Source organism: Bowmanella denitrificans, assembly GCF_002887595.1.
Classification (GTDB): domain Bacteria; phylum Pseudomonadota; class Gammaproteobacteria; order Enterobacterales; family Alteromonadaceae; genus Bowmanella; species Bowmanella denitrificans.
In genome coordinates this window covers 68,748-88,792 of record NZ_PEBU01000004.1, presented here as the reverse complement: position 1 = coordinate 88,792, position 20,045 = coordinate 68,748, and the positions used below count along the sequence as shown (strand labels likewise).

Annotated in this window: 22 protein-coding genes; 13 read left to right on the top strand and 9 right to left on the bottom strand. The window is 50.7% G+C overall.

What is annotated here, in order from left to right; translation table 11 throughout:
* Window positions 1-8 precede the first annotated feature (8 nt).
* Window positions 9-518: a P-loop nucleotide/nucleoside kinase family protein gene (locus tag CSR04_RS09580; RefSeq protein WP_102796067.1), complete on the bottom strand. Its 510-nt coding sequence runs from the start codon at window positions 516-518 to the stop codon at window positions 9-11.
* A gap of 395 nt (window positions 519-913) precedes the next feature.
* Between CSR04_RS09580 and CSR04_RS09575 the strand changes: the two genes are divergently transcribed.
* Window positions 914-1,522 carry a hypothetical protein gene (locus CSR04_RS09575; protein WP_245921509.1) on the top strand — a complete coding sequence of 203 codons (609 nt, stop codon included), beginning with the start codon at window positions 914-916 and terminating at the stop codon, window positions 1,520-1,522.
* A gap of 150 nt (window positions 1,523-1,672) precedes the next feature.
* Here the strand turns inward: CSR04_RS09575 and CSR04_RS09570 are convergent, their stop codons facing one another.
* The 6 genes from CSR04_RS09570 to rpsP all read right to left on the bottom strand — a co-directional run bounded on the left by CSR04_RS09570 (window position 1,673) and on the right by rpsP (window position 4,489).
* Complete coding sequence (locus tag CSR04_RS09570) at window positions 1,673-2,095, bottom strand: SRPBCC domain-containing protein (RefSeq protein WP_102796066.1); 423 nt, start codon at window positions 2,093-2,095, stop codon at window positions 1,673-1,675.
* Complete coding sequence (locus CSR04_RS09565) at window positions 2,082-2,396, bottom strand: ArsR/SmtB family transcription factor (protein ID WP_102796065.1); 315 nt, start codon at window positions 2,394-2,396, stop codon at window positions 2,082-2,084. Before CSR04_RS09565 ends, CSR04_RS09570 begins: the two co-directional genes overlap by 14 nt.
* 133 nt (window positions 2,397-2,529) lie before the next feature.
* Window positions 2,530-2,889: a 50S ribosomal protein L19 gene (gene rplS, locus CSR04_RS09560; protein WP_102796281.1), complete on the bottom strand. Its 360-nt coding sequence runs from the start codon at window positions 2,887-2,889 to the stop codon at window positions 2,530-2,532.
* A gap of 19 nt (window positions 2,890-2,908) precedes the next feature.
* Window positions 2,909-3,685 (bottom strand): tRNA (guanosine(37)-N1)-methyltransferase TrmD, encoded by a 777-nt coding sequence (gene trmD, locus CSR04_RS09555; RefSeq protein WP_102796064.1) that lies wholly within the window; start codon window positions 3,683-3,685, stop codon window positions 2,909-2,911.
* Window positions 3,685-4,215, bottom strand: a complete 531-nt coding sequence (gene rimM, locus CSR04_RS09550) for a ribosome maturation factor RimM (protein ID WP_102796063.1) — start codon at window positions 4,213-4,215, stop codon at window positions 3,685-3,687. The genes trmD and rimM overlap by 1 nt, the downstream gene beginning before the upstream one ends.
* A gap of 22 nt (window positions 4,216-4,237) precedes the next feature.
* The gene (gene rpsP, locus CSR04_RS09545) at window positions 4,238-4,489 is read right to left on the bottom strand and encodes a 30S ribosomal protein S16 (RefSeq protein WP_102796062.1); all 252 of its coding nucleotides are present in this window, start codon (window positions 4,487-4,489) and stop codon (window positions 4,238-4,240) included.
* Window positions 4,490-4,737: 248 nt separating this feature from the next.
* Between rpsP and CSR04_RS09540 the strand changes: the two genes are divergently transcribed.
* The 3 genes from CSR04_RS09540 to CSR04_RS09530 all read left to right on the top strand — a co-directional run bounded on the left by CSR04_RS09540 (window position 4,738) and on the right by CSR04_RS09530 (window position 8,111).
* Entirely contained in the window at window positions 4,738-6,222 is a 1,485-nt protein-coding gene (locus tag CSR04_RS09540; RefSeq protein ID WP_102796061.1) for a DUF3336 domain-containing protein, read from the top strand.
* Window positions 6,223-6,329: 107 nt separating this feature from the next.
* Window positions 6,330-7,589 (top strand): RNA polymerase sigma factor, encoded by a 1,260-nt coding sequence (locus CSR04_RS09535; RefSeq protein WP_102796060.1) that lies wholly within the window; start codon window positions 6,330-6,332, stop codon window positions 7,587-7,589.
* Between the two features lie 168 nt (window positions 7,590-7,757).
* On the top strand, window positions 7,758-8,111 hold the full coding sequence (locus CSR04_RS09530) for a YciI family protein (protein WP_102796059.1): 354 nt from the start codon (window positions 7,758-7,760) through the stop codon (window positions 8,109-8,111).
* A gap of 7 nt (window positions 8,112-8,118) precedes the next feature.
* Here the strand turns inward: CSR04_RS09530 and CSR04_RS09525 are convergent, their stop codons facing one another.
* Both CSR04_RS09525 and CSR04_RS09520 read right to left on the bottom strand, forming a co-directional pair.
* Entirely contained in the window at window positions 8,119-8,679 is a 561-nt protein-coding gene (locus CSR04_RS09525) for a hypothetical protein (protein ID WP_102796058.1), read from the bottom strand.
* 120 nt (window positions 8,680-8,799) lie between these two features.
* Window positions 8,800-9,165, bottom strand: a complete 366-nt coding sequence (locus CSR04_RS09520) for a phasin family protein (RefSeq protein ID WP_102796057.1) — start codon at window positions 9,163-9,165, stop codon at window positions 8,800-8,802.
* A 404-nt stretch (window positions 9,166-9,569) separates the two neighbouring features.
* Here CSR04_RS09520 and CSR04_RS09515 point away from each other — a divergent pair, with 404 nt between their 5' ends.
* From CSR04_RS09515 to CSR04_RS09475, 9 genes are all read left to right on the top strand, one after another.
* Window positions 9,570-10,526 carry an AAA family ATPase gene (locus CSR04_RS09515; protein WP_102796056.1) on the top strand — a complete coding sequence of 319 codons (957 nt, stop codon included), beginning with the start codon at window positions 9,570-9,572 and terminating at the stop codon, window positions 10,524-10,526.
* Window positions 10,527-10,570: 44 nt separating this feature from the next.
* Window positions 10,571-11,506, top strand: a complete 936-nt coding sequence (locus CSR04_RS09510; protein ID WP_102796280.1) for a DUF58 domain-containing protein — start codon at window positions 10,571-10,573, stop codon at window positions 11,504-11,506.
* Complete coding sequence (locus CSR04_RS09505) at window positions 11,503-12,003, top strand: DUF4381 domain-containing protein (protein ID WP_172449302.1); 501 nt, start codon at window positions 11,503-11,505, stop codon at window positions 12,001-12,003. The genes CSR04_RS09510 and CSR04_RS09505 overlap by 4 nt, the downstream gene beginning before the upstream one ends.
* Entirely contained in the window at window positions 11,996-12,997 is a 1,002-nt protein-coding gene (locus CSR04_RS09500) for a vWA domain-containing protein (RefSeq protein WP_102796054.1), read from the top strand. Before CSR04_RS09505 ends, CSR04_RS09500 begins: the two co-directional genes overlap by 8 nt.
* The gene (locus CSR04_RS09495) at window positions 12,997-14,799 is read left to right on the top strand and encodes a vWA domain-containing protein (protein WP_102796053.1); all 1,803 of its coding nucleotides are present in this window, start codon (window positions 12,997-12,999) and stop codon (window positions 14,797-14,799) included. The genes CSR04_RS09500 and CSR04_RS09495 overlap by 1 nt, the downstream gene beginning before the upstream one ends.
* Window positions 14,799-16,514 (top strand): BatD family protein, encoded by a 1,716-nt coding sequence (locus CSR04_RS09490; protein WP_102796052.1) that lies wholly within the window; start codon window positions 14,799-14,801, stop codon window positions 16,512-16,514. Before CSR04_RS09495 ends, CSR04_RS09490 begins: the two co-directional genes overlap by 1 nt.
* A gap of 29 nt (window positions 16,515-16,543) precedes the next feature.
* Window positions 16,544-18,382, top strand: coding sequence for a DUF885 domain-containing protein (locus CSR04_RS09485; protein ID WP_102796051.1), 1,839 nt, complete (start codon window positions 16,544-16,546; stop codon window positions 18,380-18,382).
* A 74-nt stretch (window positions 18,383-18,456) separates the two neighbouring features.
* Window positions 18,457-19,014, top strand: a complete 558-nt coding sequence (locus CSR04_RS09480) for a sigma-70 family RNA polymerase sigma factor (RefSeq protein ID WP_102796050.1) — start codon at window positions 18,457-18,459, stop codon at window positions 19,012-19,014.
* The gene (locus tag CSR04_RS09475; protein WP_102796049.1) at window positions 19,007-19,714 is read left to right on the top strand and encodes a DUF3379 family protein; all 708 of its coding nucleotides are present in this window, start codon (window positions 19,007-19,009) and stop codon (window positions 19,712-19,714) included. The genes CSR04_RS09480 and CSR04_RS09475 overlap by 8 nt, the downstream gene beginning before the upstream one ends.
* Window positions 19,715-20,045: the final 331 nt, after the last annotated feature.

Sequence of the window (20,045 nt, the reverse complement as noted above, 5' to 3'; positions counted from 1 at the left end):
GAGCAATGTTAGGCATGTTGCACCGAGCTATTAGCGACGTGCAGAATATTCAACTGCTCGTCATCCTGCGGAGGCTCAAAAAATGACGAGACATGGGCAAAAACCTGCGCATTGTCAAAATGAGCGCGCTGGGGTTGTTCCAGCCGACGTTTAGCTAGTTGCGACAAGCATTGCTCATCAGTCAGGTCGAGAAAGATAAGCTGATGAGCACAGTTAACTTCTGCACACAGTGTTTTAAACCAGGCTCGCTGCGACTTGGTATTCGCAGGAAAATCCATCACCACATGGACGCCGCTAAGTAAAATCTGTTGCACATGCCCCTTAACAAAGGGTTTGATGGTTTTTGACAACGCCAGGTACTCATCAAAGGTCTGGATCTGACCGGGATAATGTGCCGCCAGCCATTCGTCTTCTGAAATACGTACTGCGTTATAGTCCGCAGCCAATAGTGTTGAGCGGGTGGATTTCCCAGCCCCCATTTTGCCGCAAAAGAAAAATAACCTCCCAGGTTGCTGCATACTTCCTCCTCAACACGGGTTAGTCTGATAAACCGCCTTCAGACAAAAACAAACAGTATGCAAATAATCAACCACAGAGAACACAGTATTGTTTAATAAATGATGACTCCGCGTGTCTTTCTCTGAGCCTTCAGCGTCTTTGCGAGTGGTTATTTGTATCAGTCGGAGGCCAGTTCGAGCTTTTCGTATAGTGCGTGATCATTCTGAACTTTCAACCACGAAAGTCACTGAATAAGACAAAACCCACATCACTCTATCGGGATAAAATGATCCGAACAACAAATGATTGGAATCCAAAAGCCAGAACAAGCTGATGTGATGCTGAGAAGTCTTAAGACCCATATAGTCGGCCGGAAATGCTATAGTACCGGCGATTCAAAACACGGATAACAACCATGCATAAAATACAGATTGCCACTTTTCTGAGTCTGGCCCTTTGTTCGACCGGCCAGGCCGAGACGCAAATTTCTGCCGCTCCGGCGGTGTCCATAGCCAGTCAGGACACCTTCTTTAACAGTCTTAAAGCCTTATGCGGCAAAGCCTTTGCAGGCAAAATCAGTGTGGATAATCAAGGGCCAGGCAGTATGGCCAACAAGCCCCTGACCATGCATGTTCGTAAATGTAGCGAGACAGAATTGCAGATCCCTTTTCATGTGGGTGACGATGCCTCCCGTACCTGGATCATCAGCAAAACCGGCTCGGGTTTGTCCCTTAAACATGACCATCGTCATCAAGATGGCACCCATGATGTATCCACTATGTACGGCGGCCATACCATCGATGCTGGCTGGCCACAGGTACAAGCGTTTCCTGCCGATCAGTATTCCAAGGAGTTGTTTGTCAGCCAGGGTATTCCACAATCCATCGGCAATACCTGGCAAATGTATATCTATCCGGAATTTTTTACTTACCGCCTGGTGCGTGAAGGCCGGGAATTCAGGGTCGACTTTGATCTCACCCAGGAAATCCCTGCCCCGGCAGCTCCCTGGGGCTATCAGGATTAAGGTCTAAAAATTCACCGCGGAGGCGCAGAGACACCGGGCTTTGTATAACCTGAATATGTTGCTCTGCGAACTTTTCTCCTTGTGATATGCGACTGTGCGATGAACGTTCTTGTCTCTTTGCCGTGCTTTGTGGTGCATAAAACACTGAAACTAACTGAATAAAAAGGCTTCAAGTTCGGCCAGTTCCTGCTGCCAGCCTTGCACATTCATTTGCTGCTGTTTCAGGGTCAGGAAACCTGATTCTTTTAGCTTTAACAGCGTGCCATTTTCTGACGTTTGCAGCCACCATTCCACTAAAGTGGATTGCTTCTCATCAAAAGGCACATCCTGTTCTGCCATCCAGCGCCAGGCGAAGTATACGGGGGCATCCACCTGTTCAACGCGCATCGCATAGCGCCCCTCACAAATTTCCGGCGGCCACTCAAACCAGCCTTCGCTACCGACCAGCAACTGGAACTCTGCCTTTGAGCCAAACCAGTTAGCCACTTGCGCCGGATCGCTAATGGCTGCCCAGACCCGCTCAATGGGAGCGTTGAGAGTAAGTTCCCGGTTAATGCTGTCAATCCTGCTCATGTTCTTCTCCCAGGTAAGTGTTAAGGCGGGACAATCTGTCGTCCCACTGCGCGGCGAATGGCTGCAACCACAAGGCGACTTGTTCCATGGGCCTGGGGTTGAGCTGATGGATACGTTCCTTGCCGCTGAATTCAGCGCTGACTAATTTAGCCTTAATCAACACATTCAGATGCTTGGTCACTGCCTGACGGCTGATATTCAGCCCCTCACCGAGCTGTTTGATCGATAACGGCCCACGCTGCCAGAGTGCTTCTATCAATTGGCGACGAATGGGATCTGAAAGGGCTGTGAAAATATCCATACGATGACTTTATGCAACCAATTGGTTGCATGTCAAATCTGATTTGCAAAATAGATTTAAAGGGAAGGCACAAAGTAAAAAGCCCGGCGAGTGCCGGGCTTTTTCAGTAAGGTATGTCAACGGAAGATTAATCTTAGTTAAGCTTTTCTTTGATACGTGCAGACTTGCCGCTACGCTCGCGCAGATAGTACAGCTTGGCGCGACGTACCGCACCGCGGCGCTTAACTTCGATAGAAGCTACAGCCGGGCTGTGAGTCTGGAATACACGCTCAACGCCTTCACCGCTGGAGATCTTACGTACGGTAAATGCAGAGTGCAGACCACGGTTACGCTTGGCGATAACTACACCTTCGTAAGCCTGAAGACGCTCTTTATCGCCTTCCTTAACGCGTACCTGAACAACCACAGTGTCACCTGGGCCGAACGCAGGAACGTCTTTTTTCAACTGTTCTTCTTCAATACGCTTGATGATATCTTGATTGATTTTGCTCATCATAACCTCTCATCCTGGATTAACTGTCATCATGCTGCAAAAGCGTTTGCTGCTGGGCAAATTCATCTTGGAACTGCCTCAATAATCGCTTTTGCTCCTCAGTCAGAGCCAGGTCGTTTAACAATTCAGGGCGTCGTTGCCAGGTTCTCCCTAGCGACTGTTTTAACCGCCACTGCCTGATTTTTTCGTGGTTACCAGACAATAAAATGTCTGGCACCAGGCGACCGTCGAGATTTTCAGGACGGGTATAGTGCGGACAATCCAACAGGCCTTCATTAAAGGAGTCCTGCTCAGCGGATTGTTCATGTCCCAGCACACCGGGCACAAATCGCGCTATCGCGTCCATCAACACCATGGCCGGGAGTTCCCCGCCACTGAGTACGTAGTCACCGATTGACCATTCTTCGTCAACTTCGGCTTCTATGACCCGCTCGTCGATGCCTTCGTAGCGGCCAGCAACCAGAATCAGGTTTTCCGTTTCGGAAAGCCGTCTCACTCCTTGCTGGTCCAGCTTGTTACCCTGAGGTGATAAATAAATCACTTTAGGGTTTTCCCCTGCAGCCTGTTTGGCCGCATGGATGGCGTCAGTCAGCGGCTGCACCATCATCAGCATACCAGGGCCACCGCCATAAGGTCGGTCGTCCACAGTACGATGCTTATCATGGGTAAAGTCTCTCGGATTGAAACACTCGACCTGTAACAAGCCGGACTTGACCGCCCGACCAAATACACCCTGTTGGGTGAAATTGTCGAACATGTCAGGGAACAAACTGACCACACAAAACTTGCGGGTCATCAGAAATCCGGTTCCCAATCCACTGTGATGATTTTGGCCGCCTGATCCACCTGTTTAACCACTTGGTCAACAAGGTATGGGATCATGCGTTCTTTTTGTCCAAAGGCGTCATTAATATTGGCTTTAACCACGAGCACGTCGTTAGAGCCGGTTTCGAACAATTCCCTGACGGTCCCCAGGTTGTAACCTTTCTCGGTCACGACCTGCATACCCACCAGATCACGCCAGTAAAAATCACCTTCTTCCAATTCAGGAAGCAGCTCAGCCGAAATCACAATTTCCAGATTTTTCAGTCTGTCGACTGCATCTCTGTCTTCGACCCCAACCAGCTTGGCAATCAAACCTTTGTTATGTTCACGCCATTGGTCAACCTTCAGTTCCTTCAAACCGCCTTCTGACTTTAAAAGCCAGGGCGCATACGTGAAGATATCTTCCGGTTGTTCGGTATAAGAGGTGATCTTGACCCAACCTTTTACACCATAAGGTGCACCGATTTTGCCTACCACCAGAGTTTCAGACGCGTCACTCATTCCTATACCTCAGCAGACAGGCTTAAGCCGCTGCTTTTTTTGCATCTTTAACCAAGCGAGCAACGCGGTCAGACAGGCTTGCACCTACACCAACCCAATGCTCAACACGGTCCAGATCGATACGCAGTTTCTCTTCCTGACCTTGAGCAGTCGGGTTGAAAAAGCCGATGTTTTCGATGAAACGACCATCGCGCGCACGGCGGCTGTCAGCCACCACGACCTGATAAAATGGAGCTTTTTTAGCGCCACCACGCTGTAAACGAATAGTAACCATAGTTGCCTCTAAACTCGTTAAGCGTTGACATTACCTTACTTGCCCTTGCAATCCAGACATAGATGCCAGGTTGAAGGGCCGCAGTATTGTACGGATTTTGCCTGTGAATGCAAGGTTTAATAAGGATTGAATACCGAATAAGCGCGGATTTGGGTTGCCTGTCGCTAAGTACGGAAATTAGGTTGCCGTTTCCAATTTTTTCGCATTTTATTAAGCCATAGAGCGAAATCTGATTGTCGGGGTGGTATATGGCAAATAAAGAGGCATTAAACAAGCTGCAGGCAGCCATTGATCATGCGGCCAGCTATCAGGAGTTTCTGGAAGCCAGCCTGGAACATGATCGCCTGTCAGGCGCCGACGATTGGAAACATGAGGATAAATCCAACGATTACGATTTTCGCCTGATCCGTAAGCGTGTCGAGCGCATGAAAACAGCCAAAGCCAATAACGATGCAGCCGGTCTGATGTTCATTTTGCATGAAGGCATTCATGGCAATCTGGCCAATATTTCCAATCCGGAACTGGCCAATCACAGTAAAGTGGGCACAAAAGTACTGATCCAGGAATTCCTTGACGAAGTTTGTTCTGCCCTGGAATTTATTTATAACGCCGACGAAGCGGATATTGATTTTCACGAGAAGCTGTCGTTCTTTGAGGAAACCACCCACGCCTATGGACAAAGTTGTCTGATGCTAAGTGGCGGTGCAGGACTGGGCTTTTTTCACTGCGGCGTCGTACGTTCACTGCTTGAACATGACTTGCTGCCGCCGGTGATTTCCGGCGCCAGCGCCGGTTCTATTGTGGCGGCCTTAGTGGCAACCCGTAAGGATGAACAGTTGCTGGATATGCTGACCCCCGAGGCGATCTTTTCCCGTTTCCACAAATGGAGCATCTGGCAAGGACCGGGCCGCGGCAGTTGGTTAGACAGCACCAATCTGGAAAATGCCCTGATTGAACTATTTGATCTGCTGACGTTTGAAGATGCCTACAATCTTACCGGTCGCCACGTGACGATTACCGTATCACCCGCCGATTTGCATCAGTATTCGCGCCTGCTCAACGCCAAAACGTCTCCCAATGCCATCATCACTCAGGCCGTGCGCGCATCCTGCGCCATTCCCCTGGTGTTCGCCCCAGTACAGTTAAAGGCCCGCAACCAGGCTGGCGACATTGTGCCCTACATTCCCAGCCGACGTTTTGCCGATGGCTCTTTAATGGCCGATATGCCCTTTTCCCGACTTGCACGTTTGTATGGGGTCAACCACAGTATTGTCAGTCAAACCAATCCACTGGCCGTGCCCTTCTTGTCCCGACGCAAACAGCACAGTCGTGGCCTGCTGGCGTTAACCAAGCGTCATTTAACCGGTCTGGCCAAGAGCAATAGTATTTATGCCTTTGATATTCTGGAAAATCTGGTACCTGGCAAAGCCGCAAAGCTGGGGATCCATAAGCTGCGCTCTATCATTGATCAGCAGTATGTTGGGGATATCAACATACTGCCCGAACAGAAGCTGGCCAGTTTTAAGTATCTGCTTGCCAATCCCAGTGAGCAAAGTATCAGTGAACTGATTCACAGTGGTGAACGGGCAACCTGGCCGCAGTTGGATATGATTCGGCGCAGTACCCAAATCAGCAAAAGTTTCCGTCACTACCTGAAGTTACTGAAACTTCGTGAAGCCAGAATTCTCAGCAACCTGCCTGCGCCATCCAACCAACGTAGTGTGGCTGGTTAGCAAAATCTGGCCCCCATACACAAGGTACAAAATGTAACCTTAAGAGGATTTTCATCAACAGTGGTAGCTGTTACCCTCCTGTATCGATTATCGGCAGGACAGGATGGATGCGGGATACGCAAAACGGAACTCAAGGGGCTGCAGTTGTTCAGGCGCATATTCAAACCATCTATAGACAGCAATCCCGACGTGTCCTGGCGACGTTGATCCGCCTGCTGGGGGATTTTACCCTGGCAGAGGAAGCCCTACAGGAGGCTTTTGGTGCCGCGCTGCAACAATGGCCCACCGAGGGCATACCTGATAATCCCCGTGCCTGGCTGGTATCCGCCGGTCGTTTTAAAGCCATAGATCAACTGCGCCGCCAGCAACGCTTTAACCAATTGCAAGACGAACTGGCCGAAGATTCACTTACGGCCCACGCCCCTGATTACGATAGTCAGCCAGATATTGAAGACGACAGGCTCAGGCTGATCTTCACTTGTTGTCACCCGGCGCTGGCCATTGAAGCGCAACTGGCGCTGACCTTACGGGAAATTTGCGACCTGACCACCGAAGAGATCGCACGCGCTTTTCTGATATCCCCTGTCACACTGGCTCAGCGTATTGTGCGCGCTAAAAACAAAATCCGCGATGCAGGTATTCCGTATGAAATCCCAGAGCAACAACAGTTGCCACAGCGACTGGAATCAGTGCTGCATGTTATCTATCTGGTATTTAATGAAGGGTACTCAGCCACTGTCGGCGATGATTTAATCCGACAGGAACTCTGTAATGAGGCCATCAGACTGGGACATTTGCTCAGAGAGTTATTGCCGGACGCAGAGGTCAGTGGTCTGTTGGCCCTGATGTTACTGCAGGATGCCAGACGTGCGACCCGCTATTCAGAGCAGGGGGAAATAGTACAACTGGAGTTTCAGGACAGAAGACAGTGGGATTTTCACCAGATTCGGCAAGGGTTGGTATTAGTCCAGGAAGCCATGACCAGTAAAGAAATAGGTAGTTTTACCTTGCAAGCCGCCATTGCCGCCCAACACGCCATGGCCAGACAGTTTGCCGACACCGACTGGAAGCGTATTGTACAACTTTATGAACTGCTGCTGCAGGCCTCTCCCAGTCCGGTAGTAGAGCTTAACCGGGCCGCCGCCATTGCCATGCGTGACGGTCCGCAGGCTGGACTCAAGCAGATGCAGGGCTTACAGGATAAACTGGCCGGCTATCATCTTTACCACGCCGCCATGGCCGATCTGTACCGACGACTGAATTGCCATGAACAGGCCCGCATTTGCTATCAACAAGCACTGGCGTTAACTAAACAAGGGCCGGAACAGCGCTTTTTGCACAAACGATTGTCGGAATTAAATGTATAGCCATGTCGATCTGGTTGTCGACCATACGACTAACACTGGAATATCACATAAAGGAGCTGAACATGGTAAAGCATCAGAAAGAACGCTCTCCACAACCTCAACCAGAACAAAACACCCCGGTAAAAACCGCCACTTTTCGCCGAAAAATACTGATTTAAGGAACCAGCAATGAAATACGTATGCCTTGTTTATTACGATGAACAAATTATCCGCGATATGAGTGAGCAGCAATGGCTGGATCTGAATAAAGAATGCATTGCCTTTGGTGAGCAAGTACGGGGTTCAGGCCATTGTATCGGTGGTAATGCCCTGCAAATGACCGATACCGCCAGTACCGTCAGGATCAGGGCCGGGCAGTTACAGTTATCAGACGGCCCTTTTGCCGAAACCAAAGAACAGTTGGCCGGGTTTTACCTGATGGAGGCCAAAGACTTAAATGAAGCCATCCAATTGGCCGGACGTATTCCACCGGCCCGCTTGGGTAGCATAGAAATCCGCCCGGTTCGCGAACTGCCCAAGTAAACCCCAGTTAAGAGCTGCTTTTGCTCGCGGTATTACTGGTACTGCGTCTGGTGCGGGGGCCATTGGTTGACGATGGCTTCGCTTTGGTTTCAGTCGTTGCTGTTTTCGCACCACTCGCTGTAGCAGTGGATGAGCTTGCTGCGTCTTTGCTGTCGCTTTTCGCCTCTGCAGCATTTTCCTGCGGCTTTGCTTCGGCCTTGGTCGTCTGCGCATCATTTGGGCTGGCCTGCTGTTCCTGGGCTTTTAAACCAGCATCCACTACGCTTTGCAATTCCTTCAATACGCTGTCTAAACGTGCCGTGGCATCTGACAATGCATCTTGGCCCGGCGCCAGGGTATTCTTAAATACCTGCATACGTTGGCGTAACCAGGCAGGGGTTTGCCAGCGCGAGCGCAAATCCTGCTCCACTTTTTCACCACGGCTTATCAGTTGATCCACCAAATCGGTCGAACCTTCTACCAGTTTGTCCAGTTTTTCACCGCTGAACTCACGGCTCTGACCATAAACACCGACCCCGGCCAACCAGGCCTTACGTCCGGGTTGTTCAGTTTTCTTGTTACGATTCATCAGTTTCTCCTTATCCGCGTGCCAACATGCGGTACATAACGGCCTGTTACACAAACCCTTAAAGCAGCCCAAAGTACTGCTATCAAAGCGTGAAAAGCCCGGCAATGCCGGGCTTATTTATCAGGACTTCGCTTGCTTATCAGCCAGCTTGGCAACCGCTGCCGTCAAGGCATCAATTTTGGCAGACAGTTCTTCCACCTTCTGCTCCATATCCGGCTTGTCCAAACCCAACTTCTTGCGTACTTCAGCAACGCGGGCTTCAACATTGGTTTTTTCCTTGATCTTGTCCTTCGTTTCGGACTCGATCTTGGTGCCTTTTTCAACCAGGTCGTCAAATACTTTGGACGCTTCGGCATTCAGCTTTTCATAACGGCCTTGTACTTCGTCCAGGCTCTTACCGTAGGCGCCCAGACCAGCCAACCAGATTTTGCGGGCAAAATCTTCGGCTTCATTCACTTTACTCTTGATATTCTCTAATTTGCTCATGATTGGACTCCTTAGCTGTATCCACGTTGCTAAGATTACGGAAGGAATTTAGAAACCGCATACTAAACCAGCAATTTACCTCACGATTTTTTGCTTACATTTCTAACCACATGAAAAATATCTGATTATTTTTCACACAAGCCAACCATCTATTTTCTGCACCGATGACACGCTTAGCCCCCATCAAGCTTGGTACAACGCAGTGCCACAACCCAAAATTCCACCATTTAATAGTTGTAACATTGTATTTCCGTGTTGGAACCCTATATAGACTTAGGCCTCAAAGAGCATCATCCTGTTGCGCTTTCACGCTCTATGCGCAGAGGCAGCCTTTATATACTGAACATACTGTTGCAGGATGACATAAAGGCACAACGCAACAATTAGCAAATGACGGAAGTACAATGGCAGCCGAACAATTCAAACAACTGCAAGCCTATTTAGACTCCCAGGTGTTAGGGCAGTCCACCTTGACCAGGAATATTCTTATTGCCCTTTTAGCTGATGGCCACCTATTAGTGGAAGGCCCGCCCGGGCTTGCCAAGACGCGCGCCGTAAACGCCCTGGCAAAAGGCATTGAAGGGGACTTTCATCGGGTACAATTTACCCCGGATCTGCTACCGGCCGATTTAACCGGTACGGATATTTACCGTCCGGAAGACGGCAGTTTTGTTTTCCAACGTGGTCCGCTGTTCCACAATCTGGTATTGGCGGATGAAATTAACCGCGCGCCCGCCAAGGTGCAGTCCGCCCTGCTGGAAGCCATGGCGGAACGCCAAATCACAGTGGGGAATAAAACCTATCAATTGCCTGAACTGTTTCTGGTTATGGCCACACAGAACCCGATTGAGCAGGAAGGCACCTACCCACTGCCGGAAGCACAGCTCGACCGCTTTTTGATGCATTTGGAAATTGATTACCCGGGTGCAGATACTGAGCTGGCCATTTTGCGCCTGACCCGCGATGAAGCTCTGCACCAAGCCAAGGTCAGTGCCCCAAGCCTGACGCAGCAGGATATCTTTTCCGCCCGTGAAGCAGTATTGAAAATTCATCTGGCCGAATCATTGGAACAATATCTGGTGCAACTGATTATGGCCACGCGCAAGCCTGCAGCACTGGACAGCGCATTGGCCGGTTGGATCGAATTTGGTGCCAGTCCACGTGCCACTATAGCCTTGGACCGCTGCGCCCGAGCCCACGCCTGGTTACAAGGGCGCGATTTTGTCGGCCCGGATGACATTCAGGCAGTATTCCACAATGTGTTACGCCACCGTTTGCTGCTGTCTTACGACGCCGAGGCAGAAGGTATCGATAGCAATCAGGTGTTAGCCAGGATCCTGGAACTGGTACCCGTACCCTGAGTCGAGTGAGGGAGCAGCAAGTGGTCAGCACACAATCGCAACCCTTGCAGGATGTAGCGCATTGGTTGACACAACACCACAGCGACGGCATTAATCTGTCGATTCGTGAGTTATTGTATTACCAAAGCAAAACCAGCCTGCTGGATTTGTCACCCCGAAAAACCATTCAGGCCAAACTGGCCGGGACCTATCTGGCCAAGACCAAAGGCCGGGGGATGGAATTTGATGAAGCCCGGCATTATCAGCCAGGCGATGATATTCGCGCCATTGACTGGCGGGTTACGGCCAGAACCGGTAAAACCCACACCAAGTTGTACCGGGAAGAAAAAGAGCGACCTATCTTCATTCTTACTGACTTGTCAGCCAGTATGCATTTTGGTACCCGTTTTTTATTTAAGTCTGTCCAGGCAGCCCATCTGACAGCACTGATTGCCTGGTCTGCCCGCAAGCGCGGTGACAGAATTGGCGGCCTGCTTTATAACCAGGATCAGCACCTTGAATACAAACCGTTAACCCGACAAAAAGCCGTACTGTCCTTGTTAAGCGGCTTGATGCAACTACATCAACCAAACCAGCAGCGGCCGCAACAACTGAGTTTCAGTGACGCTTGCGCCAGATTGCGCAGGCTGGCCCGTCCCGGTAGTCTGATATTCCTGATCAGCGACTTCAGCCAACTCAATGATACTGCCAGGCAACATCTGCATCGCCTCGGCCAGCATTGTGAACTGATGGCTTACCCGATAAGCGATCCCTTTGAACACAGTTTGCCATCGGTGAAAGTGCCACAACTGGTGAGTGTGACCGACGGCAACGAGCAACGCACCTTGCTGCTTGGAGAAAAGCAGACTGCTGAGCAATACCAGCAAAGACATCAGCAGCAAACAGAGGCCATGGTGCATCTGCTGAAACAATGCCGTTGTCAGGTATTACCGGTGTCCAGTGCTATGCCACTGGAACAGCAGTTGGCGAACAGACGATGAAGAACAATCCCCTGAGTGAACTTAAAGATATCCATCTGCCCGATCCTGTCAGTGCCTGGCCACCGGCTTATGGTTGGTGGTTACTGGCAATTGTTGCAGTGGCTTTGTTGATTGGCTTGATACTGGTATACATACGGGCCAGACGCAAACGCCTGGCCGTGCTTCAGGCGCTTGACGAATTAAACCGGTTGGATTTATCACAAGCTGACTGGCCAGCCGGGCTCAATGCCCTGTTGAAACGCCTGACTCTAAGCTACCTGCCCAGAGAGAGCAGCGCGGCCTTGCACCAGCAGCAGTGGCTGAATTTGCTGACCAGCTTATTACCGACCAAGCATCGTGCGACATTTGCAAAGGGCTATCAACCGCTGCTGGATGGTCTTTATCGTCCAAACCCGTCGCTGGATGATGCCGAATCCTATCGCCGTTTGACCCGGTTTTGGATTAAGCATGCCCTGCCCCCTAGCAAACGCCGTTTGAAGGAGGCCAGTGATGTTTGAATTTGCCTGGCTCTGGGCCCTACTGGCCTTGCCGTTACCTCTGATTTTCCGCTTATTACCCGAACGCCATCAGGGCCATAGCGCGGCACTAAAAGTACCGAGAGTGGATGCGGGTTTCGTTGGCACCAACAAACAAGCCACCAGCAACAGATTGAGAATTTTCGCAGCAATACTGGCCTGGATATGCCTGGTATTGGCGGCGGCTCGCCCGCAATGGCTGGGAGAGCCGGTTAATGTGCCTGCCGAGGGCCGTGATTTAATGATTGCGGTTGACTTATCCGGCTCGATGAAAGTGGAAGATATGCAGGTCAATGGCCGGGCCGTGGACCGCCTGGTAATGATTAAACATGTGTTAGGTGACTTTATCCAGCGCCGCGTCGGGGATCGACTTGGTCTGATTCTGTTTGCCGATACGGCCTATCTGCAAGCACCTCTGACTTATGATCGAGAAACCGTACACCAGTTGCTGGATGAGGCCGTTATCGGCCTGGTGGGCGAACAAACGGCGATTGGCGATGCGGTCGGACTGGCGGTAAAACGCTTTGAGGCACGTAAAGAATCCAACCGCGTGTTGATCCTGTTGACCGATGGTCAGAATACAGCCGGCAACATTACCCCAAAACAAGCTAACGATTTGGCCATTCAGCACGACGTCACTGTCTATACCATCGGTGTTGGTGCCGACAGTATGCTGGTGCAAAGTTTTTTTGGCACCCGTCAGGTCAATCCGTCACAGGAGCTGGATGAAAAAATGCTCACTCAGCTGGCTCAAAGTACCGGTGGGCAATATTTTCGCGCCCGCGACACCCAGGGCCTGGAAGCCATTTACAGCAAATTGGATGAGTTGGAACCTATTGCCCGCGAAAGTCGTCAGATGCGCCCGCAAACTGCGTTGTATTTCTATCCTTTAAGTGTTGCTTTGTTGCTATCCGTTTTGCTCTGTCTGATTCCGGTTACGCGCTGGCTGACAGCGAGTTTAAGGAGACCAGCATAATGGACTTCAGTCAGTTTCATTTTCTACGCCCTGGCTGGTTACTGGCACTGCTGCCGCTTGTAGCACTGCTGATATCATTGCGATATCTGGGTCGACACCAGTCAGGCTGGCAAGGCGTGCTGGCCGGCCATTTATATCGTCATCTGGTGACGGATTCCGCCAACGCAGGCCAGCGCCCGCCGCTGAGCCTGCTGGCATTGGGATGGCTGCTGGCCGTTATCGCCCTGGCCGGGCCGAGCTGGGAAAGGCTGCCGCAACCGGTCTTTCAGTTACATACAGGCAAGGTGGTAGTGATGGACATGTCGTTGTCTATGCGCGCCACTGATATCAGCCCGGATCGTCTGACCCGGGCCAGATACAAAGCCATTGATCTGGTGAACGCTATTGCCGAGGGGGAAACAGGACTAGTCGCCTATGCTGGCGAAGCCTTTATGATTAGTCCCTTGAGTTCGGATGCACAGAACCTCACTACCCTGATCCCCAGTTTGTCGCCGGAAATTATGCCGGTGGCTGGCAGTGAGCCCAGTGACGGACTGCGCTTAGCCGTTGAGCTACTGCAAAATGCGGGGTATCAGCAAGGGGAAATATTCTGGATCACCGATGGAGTGGAACCCAGTCAGGTTGCGCCTATTAGTCATATTATTGCTGAAAGCCCCTACCGCTTATCTATTCTGGCCGTTGGCACCAACCAGGGCGCGCCGATAAAACTAACCAATGGTGAATTGCTGAAACAAGCAGATGGCAGCATTGTGATCCCAAGACTGGACGAGGCCAATCTGCAGTTATTGGCTGAAAAAGGTCAGGGCCGTTATGTCAGTTTGCAGGCCAATGACACTGATATAGATTACCTGACCAGTCAGGCTTTGCTGTCCCGTGACACCAATGAAGACGAACAACAGCAGGCTGGCGATCAATGGGCTGAAGAAGGGCCCTATTTATTATTGCTATTGCTGCCTGTGGCTGCATATGCGTTTCGCCGCGGTATTCTCAGCGTGGCACTGGCAGCACTACTGATCAGTCCTCTAATCAGTCGGCCGGTTCAGGCAAGCTGGTGGGATGATATGTGGCAACGCGGCGATCAGCAGGGCCAGCAAGCCTTTAATAACAAGGATTTTGAACAAGCCGCAAAAGTCTTTGACGATCCAATGTGGCGTGGTGCCAGCCATTACAAGCAAGGAGATTTTGACGCCGCTTTACAGGCATTCTCGGAACTGGATAGCGTGGAGGCCATGTATAATGCTGGCAATGCCCTGGCCCAATTGGGTGAACTGGATAAAGCCATCGCAGCATACGATAAAGTGCTTGAGGCACAGCCTGATCACGCCGATGCCAAGGCAAATAAGGCCTTACTTGAGCAAATGAAACAGCAGCAGAAGCAGCAACAGCCGCCGTCATCAAACAGTCAGCCGCAAGACAAGCAAGATCAACAACAGGATGAGCAGCAGGACCAACAGCAACAAGATCAGCAGAATGGTCAGCAACAGTCATCTGAAAAGGATCAGCAGCAAGGTGAAAGCCAGCAACAGCAAGACCAGCCATCGCCAGAAGATCAACAGGATCAACAAGCATCTGAACAACAGCAATCTGAGCAACAGGATCAACAACAGCAGGAACAGTCTCAACAAGCTCAGGCTCAGGAAGCGCCACTGACCGATGAAGAGCGAGAGGAACAGCAACGTCTGCAGAATTTGCTGCGCAAAGTTCCGGATGATCCTGCTTATCTGCTGAAAAGAAAAATGTTGCTGGAAAACCAGCAACGCCGCCGTCATACCCTGCCTAACCGCGTTCAAAGGAATTGGTGATGCAATCGACCTTTTTCAAATATGCTCATTACATTTCACTGTCTTTGCTGATTAGTCTGGCAATGACTCCGTTGGCCTATGCCGATGTTACCGAAGTATTAGCCTCGGTAGACAAAAATCCGGCCATGGTGGACGAAGGTATAGTACTGGAAGTAACCGCTAATGACTCGGTGGACAGTGACAGATTCGATCCATCTGCGCTGCTGAAAGACTTCGTGGTTGGGCGTACCTCCGTCAGCACGCAAACCCAGATTGTCAATTTTGATATGACCCGCACGACCAAATGGACCACCCAGTTGATTCCCCGTCAACCCGGCCGCTTTCAGATCCCGGCATTTGAAATTGACGGTGTACGCAGCCAGCCCATCACGTTAATGGTACTGCCTGCCAGTGCTGCGACCCGCGGACAGGCCAGGGATATCTACATCGAAACCAAAGCCGATCTGGAGCAGGTGTATCTGCAGCAGCAGATCCACTATAGCGTCAAACTGTATCTGGCCCGGGACCTGCAGCGTGGCAGTCTGGCTGCGCCTAAACTCCAGGGGGCTGATATTCGTCAGATTGGCAAGGACAAAGAATACAATGAAATTGCCAATGGTCAGCGCTACCGGGTAATTGAGCGCCGTTTTGCCATTATTCCCCAGACCAGCGGCACTTTCACTATCGAAGGCCCTCTGTTTGATGGTGAAGTGATTGAACGTAACAGTCAGTCTTTTGGCTTTTTCAACCAGACCAAAACTATTAGCCGGGTCGGCCCTTCCATTGATATCGAGGTGTTGCCTATTCCCGCAGCTTACCCCTATCACTGGCTTCCCAGCGAATATGTTGAAGTGCATGAGGAATGGCAAGGCACCAATAATGAGTACCGGGTAGGAGAACCTATTACCCGCACTGTAACGCTGACCGCGCTGGGTGTGGTGGAAGAACAATTACCGGCCATGGAAACTCAGTATCCAGCAGGCATAAAAACCTACCCGGACCAGGCCAACAGCACCACGGTAGAAAAAGATGACACCCTGGTTGCCCAGCGGGTGGAATCGGTGGCGATTATTCCTGCCCATACGGGAGAACTGACCTTACCGGAAATACGAGTGCCCTGGTTTAATATCGTTACCCGCCAAACCGAATTCGCCACCCTGCCGAGCAAAACCATTCAGGTATTGCCGGCTGCGCCTGGCACCACTGGCTTGGCGCCACCGCCACAAGCCATCACTCCTGTCCCACTGGCCAGTGACGAAGAATCTCAGACTGAAGACCAAGTGCAGGTGGTTGAAAAGGATGTACCGCAATGGTGGTCTGTCAGCAGTACTGTACTGTTGGTCTTGTGGTTGTTGACCCTGTTACTGTGGTGGTGGCAAAGTCGCACTAAGGTGTCCGCTAACCACACAGTTCCGGACACTGACGGTGAACAGGCGACCTGGCAAGCCCTGTTACAGGCAATCAAAGCCGCAGACGGTCAACAGACACTGCAGCTTCTGCCTCGCTGGCTGGATCGATTGACCGGCCATTCGGCCAATCTGGTGCAGCACCGTCATCGTCTGAACAACCAGGAATTAGATGAAGCTGTCGAACAGTTACTGGCCAGCCGCTATGCACAAACAGGCGCGAGTTGGAGCAGTGAGCAATTGAAAGCTATTCTGACCGCTATTCGCAAGGAGCATAAGACGCGCAGACAACGACCAGGCACTGGCCTGGTGAGTCTGCAGATCACCTGATATAACCATAATTACACTAGGAGATGCTCATGCAACCTCACCAACTCTTCAAGGCCAGCCTGATTGCGCTGGCTATCAGTGCCTGCAGTCCTGCACAGCCCCCACAACAAACAGATATTGAAACAGAACAGACAGTGCAAACAGAGTCCCAGCGACTGGCTGAATTTTTCCAGCAAAGCTATGACGAGGATTTAAGTCGTTCCCCCATGACGCAAAGTTACCGGGGGCTAAAGTGGGATTATGACAAATGGGATGACGTATCAGAGCAAGCGGCCGAACAAAGTGCAGCCATCAGACAAAAGCGACTGGCGACCGCCGCGCAGTTTGATCAAAGCAAGCTCAGTGAACAGGAAAAACTCAGCCTTGCTTTGTACAAAGTGGATTTGGAACGCCGAGTGGCCAATGATCAGTTCCGGCATCATAGTTATATCATGGATCAATTCAGCGCCTGGCACACGCAGGTACCGAGTTTTCTGATCAATATACACAGCATTGGCGATAGTGCTGACGCCCAGGCGTATATCGCCAGGCTAAAAGGTATCAAGCCTCTGTTTGACCAGGTTGTCGAACAACTTAAAATCCGTGAGAAACTTGGTGTATTTCCACCTAAATGGTCTTACGAGCAGATGCTGGTAGCCTCACAAAACGTCATCAGCGGTGCTCCCTTTGATAGCAGTGACGTGGCATCAACCCTATGGGAAGACTTTAACAACAAAGTGGCCAAGCTCGAACTGCCTGCGCAGGAAAAACAGACATTGCTGGACAATGCCAGGGCAGCACTTATCGAGCAGGTTAAGCCAGCTTACGAAGCGCTTATACAAGAACTCAGCCATCAGCGGGATTTATCTCCCGAAGGGGACGGGGTATGGCGCTTACCGGACGGCGATAAGTGGTACGCCAATCGCCTGGCCTGGTTCACGACCACAGACCTGAATGCTGAGCAGATTCACCAGTTGGGTCTGGACAATGTTGCCCGCATTCACCAGCAAATGCGTCAGATAATGCAGAAAGTGGGCTTTGCAGGCAGTCTGCAGGACTTTTTTGCCTTTATGCGTAACGATGCACAATTCTATTACCCTAATACCGATGAGGGACGGGAGCAGTATCTCAGCGAAGCCAAAGCCCTGATTGACACAATGCGTACGCAACTACCCAGCTACTTCGGTTTGTTGCCTAAAGCAGACATGATTGTAAAACGAGTAGAAGCGTTCAGGGAAAAATCCGCTGGCAAAGCATTTTATCAGCGTCCCTCCCCTGACGGCAGTCGTCCCGGTATCTATTATGCAAATCTATACAATATGATGGACATGCCAATCTACCAAATGGAAGCGTTGGCCTACCATGAAGGTATTCCGGGCCACCATTTACAATTGGCCATTTCTCAGGAGTTACAAGGTTTACCAGACTTTCAGAAGTATCTGAGTTTCACCGCCTATTCTGAAGGTTGGGGTTTGTACACCGAGGAACTGGCAAAGGATATGGGCTTCTATCAGGATCCCTACTCCGACTTTGGTCGTTTGGCCATGGAACTATGGCGAGCCTGCCGGCTGGTTGTGGATACGGGGATACATAGCAAAAAATGGAGCCGCGAACAGGCAATACAATACCTGCTGGACAATACCCCGAATTCACAAGGCGACTCGACTAAAGCTATAGAGCGTTATATTGCCATGCCCGGCCAGGCGACAGCGTATATGGTCGGCAAGTTGAAAATTATGGAGCTGCGTCAATACGCCATGGATGAACTGGGTGAGCAGTTTGACTTCAGGGGTTTCCATGATGAGGTGCTCAGACATGGTCCGTTGCCACTGAACTTGCTGCAAAGCAAAATCCAGCAATGGGTGGCAGGGCAAAAAGGCCTGAACTGAGACCAGAAAAGTCCGGATTGCCGGACTTTTTTATTAGACTATACAAATAAAAAGCCAGGGAACTGAATACGCCAATGTTTTTTCGAAAGCAAAGTCCGTCTGCCTCGGTCCATGCTGACATGGCAAATAAACAAAAACGCTATGAAGCGCTGGTGCAGGCCCTTCACGGTGATATCTACAGATATGCATACTGGCTGGTGGGCGATAAGGCCGTGGCCGAAGACATTGTGCAGGAAACCTTTCTGCGTGCCTGGAAATCTTTGGATTCCCTGCTCGACGAAAAGGCAGCCAAGTCCTGGCTGATTACCATTCTTCGCCGTGAAAATGCCCGTCGTTTTGAACGTAAACAATTTGATCTGGTGGATATGGACGATTACAGCCTGGCCGATCAGGGGCCGGAGCATGATGAACAGTTACAACAACAAGAAATTCACCGGCTTATCGCCTCACTGGCTGAAGAATATCGCGAGCCGTTGATGCTGCAGGTGATTTTTGGCTACAGCGGCGATGAAATTGCCCAGCAGTTGGATTTAAACAAGAACACCGTAATGACACGCCTGTTCAGAGCAAGAAACCAGATTAAAGAGGCATTAGAAAGTGCCGAGCAGAATCGGGGACGTAAAAATGGATGATCTAGAATTTCGCCGTACCATTTATGCCGATCCTCACAGTCAGGATGAACGGCTAAAACACACGGCCGGCAAAGAGCCAGCCAAAGCGCAAGCCTGGCAGGAAGCAAAGCAATTGGATGAACGTATCAAACGCGCGGCACATGTGGCGGTACCAGAGGGTATGGCCCAGCGCCTGCTGTTACGCCAATCTATGCAGGAATTCCGTCAACAGCGGCAACGCCGTCACTGGACACTGGGTTTGGCAGCGTCGTTCGTATTAATGGTGGGCCTGAGCTTTGTGCTGTGGCAACAAGGTCCAGTCGAAGTGGACTTAACCGAAAATGCCCTGGCGCATATTTATCATGAAGAAAAAGCGCTGATAGTAGATGAAGATATTAGCCTGACGCAGGTAAATGCCAAATTGGCCAGCTTCGGTGGAGAGTTTACCGCCGATATCGGTAAGGTTTACTACGCCAATTTTTGCCATTTTAAGCATGTTAAAAGTTTGCATCTGGTGGTGGGGAGTCCACAAGGGAAAGTAACAGTGTTTATCGTTCCCCATCATCAAGGGCAAAAAACCGATGATGCGTTCAGCGATAAGCGTTATCAGGGTAAAACCCTGGACATGCAGCAAGCCAGCCTGATTCTGGTCGGCGACAAACAGCAGCAGTTAGTGCCGCTGGAAGAAAAACTGAAAACCAGATTGCGCTTTTCCGCGTAGCGGCAATACGGCTCCCATCGGGGCCTGCCCTGCTGTCTTGTTTATGATTGCATTTTTTAACAAGTTTTCTACCACCGATGTGTTGACTCGACGCGTGACTGTTGGCACATTAGTAACCTCTCACCCAAACCGGAGAAGTCCAATGAACAAGTCAGCTTCCTCTATGCAAGACACACTTTGCATGGCTGATATTGTCTGTGGGTTTCCGGTCACATCCCGCTTCGATCGAATTTGTCGGTGTACCAAATAACTGATTTGATCGGGAACCTCCCAGCCAGGTTATCTGGCAACTAAATAAAAATACTGGGCTTTGGCCCACACAAATATCGCT